Here is a 7,265-nt window from a genome sequence, read left to right on the forward strand (position 1 = left end):
CGACGCGTTCGACAGCAACGCGCGCGCCTGGGCCCGACATCCCGCTACCTGACGATATCAACCAACTCGCCTGCGTAGCGCTGTTTCCGCCAACTTGCAACTCCACGTCAGCAACAGCCACTCCACCTTCGCCGTTGTTGAACGTGGTTCGCCTGCGCCTGCTGCCCCGCGCCAGCAGTTGCGCTACAGTAGCTGGGTGTCCCGCCTGACGACCCCACGCTCCTTCTGTTCCGCTCGCCGCTGGTGGCGATGGTGGCCCGTTGCCGTCGTCCGCCCCGCCACAGAGTCCCGGAAGGAAAGTCGTCTTGATCACTGCAGAGCAGTTCCAGCGCCAGGCCGCTGAAGGTCACACCCGTATCCCCGTTGTCCGCGAAGTGCTGTCCGACCTGGACACGCCGCTGTCGGTCTATCTGAAGCTCGCCGACGGTGCCTATACCTATCTGTTCGAATCGGTCGAAGGCGGTGAGCGCTTCGGCCGCTACTCCATCATCGGCCTGCCGGCACGGCGCGTGTACAGCTTCCGCGGCCACACGCTGGAAGTCAGCGAACACGGCGAAGTCGTCGACACCCGGCAGGTCGCCGACCCGCTGGCCGAGGTGGACGCGCTGCGTGCCGAGCATTCGGTGCCGCAACTCGACGGCCTGCCCGGCTTCACCGGTGGCTTGGTGGGCTGGTTCGGCTTCGAGTGCATCCAGTACATCGAGCCGCGCCTGGGCACTGGCGACAAGCCCGACGAACTGGGCACGCCCGATATCCTGCTGATGCTCTCCGAAGAGCTGGCGGTGTTCGACAACCTCAAGGGCCGTCTGTACCTGATCGTGCATGCCGACCCGCGTCAGCCGCAGGCCTATGTGCGCGCAAATCGCCGCCTGGACGAGCTGGCGCATCGCCTGCGCCAGGGCGGGGCCGGCTATCCGCAGGCGCAGATTTCCGATGCCATCGACGAATCGGATTTCCATTCCTCGTTCACCCGCGAGCAGTACCACGCGGTGGTGCGCAAGGCGCAGGAATACGTGCGCGCCGGCGACATCTTCCAGGTAGTGCCCTCGCAGCGGTTGCGCGTGCCGTTCCGTGCGCGCCCGGTGGATGTGTACCGCGCGCTGCGTGCGTTGAATCCATCGCCGTACATGTATTTTCTGGATGTCGGTGCCACGCAAGTCGTCGGCTCGTCGCCGGAGATCCTGGCGCGCCTGCGCGATGGCGTGGTCACTGTGCGTCCCATCGCCGGCACCCGTCCGCGCGGCGCAACACCGGAGCTGGACCAGGCGCTGGAAGAAGAATTGCTGGCCGATCCGAAAGAGCGCGCCGAGCACGTGATGCTGATCGACCTGGGCCGCAACGATGTCGGTCGCGTGGCCGAGCCGGGCACGGTCAAGGTGGGCGAGCAGTTCGTGATCGAACGCTATAGCCACGTCATGCACATCGTCAGCGAAGTGACCGGTACGTTGAAGGCCGGCCTCAATTACAGCGACGTGCTGCGCGCCACTTTCCCGGCCGGTACCGTCAGCGGTGCGCCGAAGATCCGCGCGCTGGAAATCATTCGCGAGTTGGAGCCGGTCAAGCGCAACGTGTATTCCGGTGCGGTGGGCTATATCGGCTGGCACGGCGATGCCGACACCGCCATCGCCATCCGCACGGCAGTCATCCAGGACGGCTACCTGTATGTGCAGGCCGGCGGCGGCGTGGTCTACGACTCCGATCCCGACCTGGAATGGCAGGAAACGATGAACAAGGGCCGCGCGCTGTTTCGCGCCGTCGCCCAGGCCGCAAAGGGGCTGTGATGGACGGGCAGGGCAGCGCTGCACGCATCAGTTTTCGCAACGATTACAGCGAAGGCGCACACCCGCGTGTGCTGCAGGCGATCGTGCAGGCCAGTGCCGAGCAGAACGCTGGCTACGGCACCGATCGGCATAGCGAACGTGCGGCGGCGCTGATTCGCAACGCCATCGCGCAACCGCAGGCCGCGGTGCATCTATTGGTCGGCGGGACGCAGACCAACCTGATTGCGATCAGCGCATTCCTGCGCCCGCACCAGGCCGTGGTTGCAGTCGAAGCAGGGCACATCGCCACGCACGAAACCGGCGCCATCGAAGCCACCGGGCATAAGGTGCTCACGGTGCCGGCGCCGCACGACAAGCTGACGCCTGCATTGATCGCGCCGGTGCTTGCGGTGCACGGCAACGAACATATGGTGCAGCTGCGGCTGGTCTATATTTCCAACAGCACTGAAAGCGGCACCATCTATACGCGCGCCGAACTCGATGCGTTGTCGCGGTTTTGCCGCGCAAACGATCTGCTGCTGTATCTGGACGGCGCGCGTCTGGGCGCCGCCCTGACTGCCGACGGCAACGATCTGGATCTGCCCACCATTGCTGCCCTGACCGACGCGTTCTACATCGGCGGCACCAAGAATGGCGCGCTGCTCGGCGAAGCGCTGGTCATCGTCAACCCCGCCTTGCAGGCCGATTTGCGTTACCTGATCAAGCAGCGGGGTGCGTTGCTGGCCAAAGGCATGGTGCTCGGCGCGCAATTCGCGGCCTTGTTCAAAGACGGCTTGTTCTTCGCGCTGGCGTCGCAGGCCAACGCGATGGCGCAGCGCCTGCGCGCCGGCCTGCTGGCAGCGGGCGTGGAATTCACCAGCGACTCGCCGACCAATCAGCAATTCGTCGCCGTCACCGCGCAGCAGGCCGAGCAGATCGCGCAGCGCTACGACTTCGAACGCTGGAACGTCCGCACCGATGGCAGCCGCACCATCCGCTTCGTTACTTCGTGGGCAACCACGCCCGAGGCAGTCGATCGCCTGTGTGCGGACGTGGCGTCGCTGCAGCGCGGCGTGCCGTAAGCAGGCGCATCATTCGCCAGCGAGAAGGCACATGAGGCAGTTGATGCGTTGCGTGCTCGTGGGCACTGGGTGGAATGCCGATGCGTGCTGCGGGGCAGGTCGACAGCCTGCCGTCGCAGCCGCACGTGTTGATGCAGGGGCCGGCGACAAAACCGGTCATGCCCGACCGGGTTTGCCGATGCGCTAGCGGCTGGCCACCTGCTTTTTGAACATCGCACGCTGGCTGCGGGCGTGCGCTCGTATTCGGCGCCACCCATCCATGCGGGCGCCCGGCCGCTCCGGTCCAGTGCAACATGCGCGTGGATAATGCGCGCCTCGCGCCACGTACAATCGCTCGAATGCTGGGTTAGGCGACATCACCAGCAGACCGGTCCGTTTTAAATGGCTGGGCGTGACATCGCCGGACGCCACGGCCTAACGGATGCCCCATTCCTTCAGCAGTACACGGGCCCGCTGCTCGATGAAGCGGTTCGCGTTGGCCTGCGCCTGTTCGGACTCCTGCTTGGCTTCTGCTTCCGGGATGACATTTTCCTGTGCTTCTTCGAACTGCGCCATCGCCCACGTGGCCGCCGCGTCCTGCGCCACTTGTCCCTCCACATCGTGCATGGAGATATAGGCGTTCAGTGGCGGCCACATCTGCATACGTCCGGTCAGTTCATTCCTGCTGCGGAGCAGCCTATCTCTAGACAGCCGCAGATTCGGATTTCGCAGCGCTTCCTGCAGCAGGCCAAGTGCAGTCTGGTTGTCCTGCGTATGCATGATCTTGTGCTTGAGCATCTCCGTAAACGCGGTTTTGACGTCTCCTCGCACGGCGGGCCCAACATCGACCACCTGCGTCATGCCATCCATGTTCAGCGTCTTGAGCGTGTGCTCGCTCAAAAATTCGCCGAAGCTGCTTCGGAATTCGGGTGATCGAACGGCCTCGGCGACCACCTGGTCCAGCAGGGGCATGTCGGCCGGTGTGATGGATGCACCGAAGATCATGGCGTTTTGCGCCAAGCCTTGCATCCACTTGTCAAAACGCTCGCCCAGGTCGGCATCGATACTCTTCAACGTGCGCGTGAACTCGGCGCTCCGGTTCCATGAGGACCCGGCCTGTTCCGCCACAGGCACCTGCGCGTGCCGCCTTCTCTCGGCGAGCCGCTGTCTCTCGGCGAGCCGCTGTGCATCGCGCTGCGCACCTTCCGGGTCGCGGATTTGGCGCAATTGGTTGCGCAGATGATCCGGCACCTTGATCTCGCAGCCAGCGGGAAGTCGGGCCAGCCACTGCGGAAGCGTCTGCAGACCCGTGCCGTGCAGGTCCAGCCGTTGCAGCTGGGCGAGCTCCCCCATGCTGTCGGGCAGATGCCGGAGCGCGCGGCAATTTTTCAGCGACAGTTCCGTCAAGCTGCGCAGTTGGCCGATGTCCTCGGGCAAGTGCGCCAGCCCTGGGTTGTATGACAGGTTGAGTGTTGCGAGCCCATGCAGCTGGGTGAGGCTGGCTGGAAGCCGCTCCAGCTTGGGATTCGATGACACATTTAGCGATGTGAGGCCCCGCATGGCACCGATGTTCTCGGGCAACTCGCGAAAATGCTTTGAGGAAAACACGCTTAATTCCCTCAACTGGCTCAACTCGACAACGCTGGCCGGAAGGCGCGCATAGTGCCCGCAACTGAGCTGGAGGCTGCGCAGACCTTGCATGCGCCCCAGGTCGGCGGGCAACTCGTCCAGCGCCATCATCGTCAAGTTAAGCGTTATTAGATTGGACAGGCCCGTCAACGAAGGTGGCAGCCTTTTCACGCCAGGCGTGCCGCCTACCCGCAGATGGCGGAGCTGGCGAAGCTGCCCCAAGCTGTCTGGCAGCGACTCAAGCCCGGTATGGAGCAGCGTTAATTGCTGTAGCGCGTCGAGCCGGCCGATCGCATCGGGTAGCGTCGTGGCAGGGATGCCGCTGTCGAGGACAAGCTGGGTGCTTTCGTTGTTCGCGACACGGCGGATGGCGTCTGCCACGCTCTGCAGTACCTCTCTAGACGTGTCCCCTATCTGCGAGTCGTACAGGTTGAGGCCCGTGTTGACCCGCTCTGCCATCGGCAGGTTGCGCGTAAGCCAATCGTCGATGTCGTGCTCGATGCTGCGCGGTGGTGCAGAAGACGTTCCAGCTAGCGCGACCGGCTGCCTCGACGGACGCAGAGATGATCGAAAAATGCGCCCCGGCCCCTGACTTCTAGGCGGCAGGCTGTCTGCCGCTGACGCGCTTTCGCGCCGTCGCGGCCGCGGGACCAGACGACTCAGCAGGCCCTCGCCCTCGGAGCGTTGAAGTAACGGCCTTTCCTCAGCTGGCGTGTGAGCCGGGGCGTGATCGGTGGCGTCTTCTCGCTGACGAGAGCGCAGTAGGCGATTTACATTAAACATGGAGATTCATCCTGCGTATGCGGCTGATTGCATCGTTCCGGAGCGGAGGCGACTTCGATGCGATTACCATCGCTGTACCGAAGCGATGAGGTTTGCATCGCCTGGCGAACACGTCGCCGGTGTGCGAACGCGCATCCGTCCTGCATGTCTGCTCATTGAAAGCGGCGAAATTGGACCCAATCGGTTTTCAACGCGATACAACACGATGGCAACAGGCGATCGATCAGGTGGAGCGTCGCATCGTTCGTGACCTGGTATCCATGCGTCTCGACCGTCCTCGCTGCAAAGACGTCGACGCCCCCGGTGCAGTCGCCGGCATCCCGTCACCTGGTCGCCCGAAGCACGTTACGGCTGCAGCGGCGCGTAACGTGCTTCCAAACACCCAGAGACAAGTTCACACCAAGCGCGCCAGGCGACAACGCGACGCACCAGCGCAGCGCGACCCTGCAGCACGTCGTGGCTGATCGACCGGCGGTACCGCAAGGCCTGCCTTTTCGAGCAGCAGCGCCGGCTGCAAGACGTCCAACGCAATGTCGCCCTGGGGGATGCGCGTTATCCGCGACGGATTCTGACGTTCCTCAGATTCTGTCGCAGATCTCCCTCGAAGTTGTCGGCGATGCCTCCGGGAATAAACTGCTTACCCATCGGGATGCCGCCGGCGCCTTCCATCTTCTGGTGCATCTCTCCGTCTTTCTGCTTGTCCAATTGATATTCTTCGTAATGCAAGCCACCCAACACGGGCATCTTGAGAATTTCAACCGATTTATTGATGGCGCCGCCGGCTACATAACCTTTTGCGAACTCAGTGGCGCTCGGCCGCTCGGTCGCCGTTTTACCTGCTCCTCTGGCCGTGCTCTTGGCCCCTGCCTCCGCTGTTTCCTTGGCCGTGGTCTTGGCCGCTGCCTCCGCTGCTTCCTTGGCCGCGGCTTCGGCGACTCCCTTGGCGGCTCCCTTGGCCGCGATCCTGGCCGTGGGTCCGCCGACTGCGCCAACCGCTGCCCCCGCCATATTGATGGCGGCCAGCTTCAACGCCAGCGACATGTCCCCACCTTGAATCGCGGTGTCGGCAACCTGTGCCGCCTGCGACTCGGCCTCCAACGCAACCGCCGCCACATCGGCAAACTCGCCAATGATGGGGATTCCGTTCAATGCACTGAGGCCAACGGACATCCAGTCCAGGATCTTGCTGTCCCACTTGAGGAACTCGTGCAAGCCATGTTTGAACGTACCGACGTCCTTTTTTGGTTTCTTGACCGCCGGCGGATCGTACTTGCCCACCAGCATGTCAGCGACAGACTTCTGCTGCTCGGGCGAGCTCGCCTCGTGCGTGACCGGGGTGTCTACGGTCTTGTTGTCTGCACTCATGTGGTCATAGAACTGCCGGAAATCGTCCTGGCTGATCTTGCCCGAGTCCACGACATGGCCACCCCCAAAGAAGTGATGTGGCTTTTTGTAGCCGGTGATCGAGTTGTTCAACAAGCCGAACAGCAGCGGATCGCCCAACAACTGCGTTGCGGCGTCTTTGACGGCGGGGTCGGCCTTGTCGTCCTTGGAGATCGCATCGAGCTTGTCGCGCGTCACCTCCTTGCCGTCGCCGTAGAACGCATCTTGATGACTGTTGATGGTGTCTAGCGTTTTCTGCTCGTCCGCCGTCAGGTGCATCTGAGACGAGGATTTCTGCAGGAAGTCCGGTGTGCTCATCGAGCCGGAGTCTCCTGCGAACGCCTTCCACTCGTCGGGGTGGTCGCGAAAATATTGCGCAGCCGCGATCACCTGCGGAGGGCACTTGCCGGTCTTGCTGTCGCCGTCGACGATCTTGGCGAATTCATCCTCGCTCAGATTGTCGGGCAGATAGTCGGAGTAACGATACAGCTCACGCAGCGCGTCGCTTTTCGTCATGACCGACGCTTTGGTTTTGTCGGGGCTATCGGATGCAATGTAGTTCTGCGTGTAGCCCTTGGCCTCCTTGTCGTTGTACTCGGCGATCTGCGGATGGTAGTAGGAGAAGTCTGTCAGGTCCTGCGCTTTGATC

General features: G+C 63.0%; 4 protein-coding genes. 2 read left to right on the top strand and 2 right to left on the bottom strand.

Going from position 1 to position 7,265, the window contains the following annotated elements; genetic code table 11:
* The first annotated feature begins 305 nt into the window (after positions 1-305).
* Both trpE and XBLMG947_RS10070 read left to right on the top strand, forming a co-directional pair.
* On the top strand, positions 306-1,781 hold the full coding sequence (gene trpE, locus XBLMG947_RS10065; protein ID WP_065468256.1) for an anthranilate synthase component I: 1,476 nt from the start codon (positions 306-308) through the stop codon (positions 1,779-1,781).
* Positions 1,781-2,842: a threonine aldolase family protein gene (locus XBLMG947_RS10070; RefSeq protein WP_065468258.1), complete on the top strand. Its 1,062-nt coding sequence runs from the start codon at positions 1,781-1,783 to the stop codon at positions 2,840-2,842. Before trpE ends, XBLMG947_RS10070 begins: the two co-directional genes overlap by 1 nt.
* A 414-nt stretch (positions 2,843-3,256) precedes the next feature.
* On the opposite strand, the gene xopAE is transcribed toward XBLMG947_RS10070, so the two are convergent.
* Both xopAE and XBLMG947_RS10080 read right to left on the bottom strand, forming a co-directional pair.
* Positions 3,257-4,909, bottom strand: a complete 1,653-nt coding sequence (gene xopAE / locus XBLMG947_RS10075) for a type III secretion system effector XopAE (RefSeq protein ID WP_083993014.1) — start codon at positions 4,907-4,909, stop codon at positions 3,257-3,259.
* A gap of 876 nt (positions 4,910-5,785) precedes the next feature.
* A partial coding sequence (locus XBLMG947_RS10080; protein WP_280643364.1) for an HrpF/NolX family T3SS translocon protein occupies positions 5,786-7,265 on the bottom strand: 1,480 nt, incomplete at its 5' end.

Origin of the sequence: Xanthomonas bromi (genome assembly GCF_900092025.1) — a bacterium.
Classification (GTDB): Bacteria; Pseudomonadota; Gammaproteobacteria; order Xanthomonadales; family Xanthomonadaceae; genus Xanthomonas; species Xanthomonas bromi.

Excerpts from the sequence above, each read along its gene's own strand:
- XBLMG947_RS10070 (WP_065468258.1), top strand. The coding sequence starts at position 1,781 with ATGGACGGGCAGGGCAGCGCTGCACGCATCAGTTTTCGCAACGATTAC.
- xopAE (WP_083993014.1), bottom strand. The coding sequence starts at position 4,909 with ATGGCAGAGCGGGTCAACACGGGCCTCAACCTGTACGACTCGCAGATA.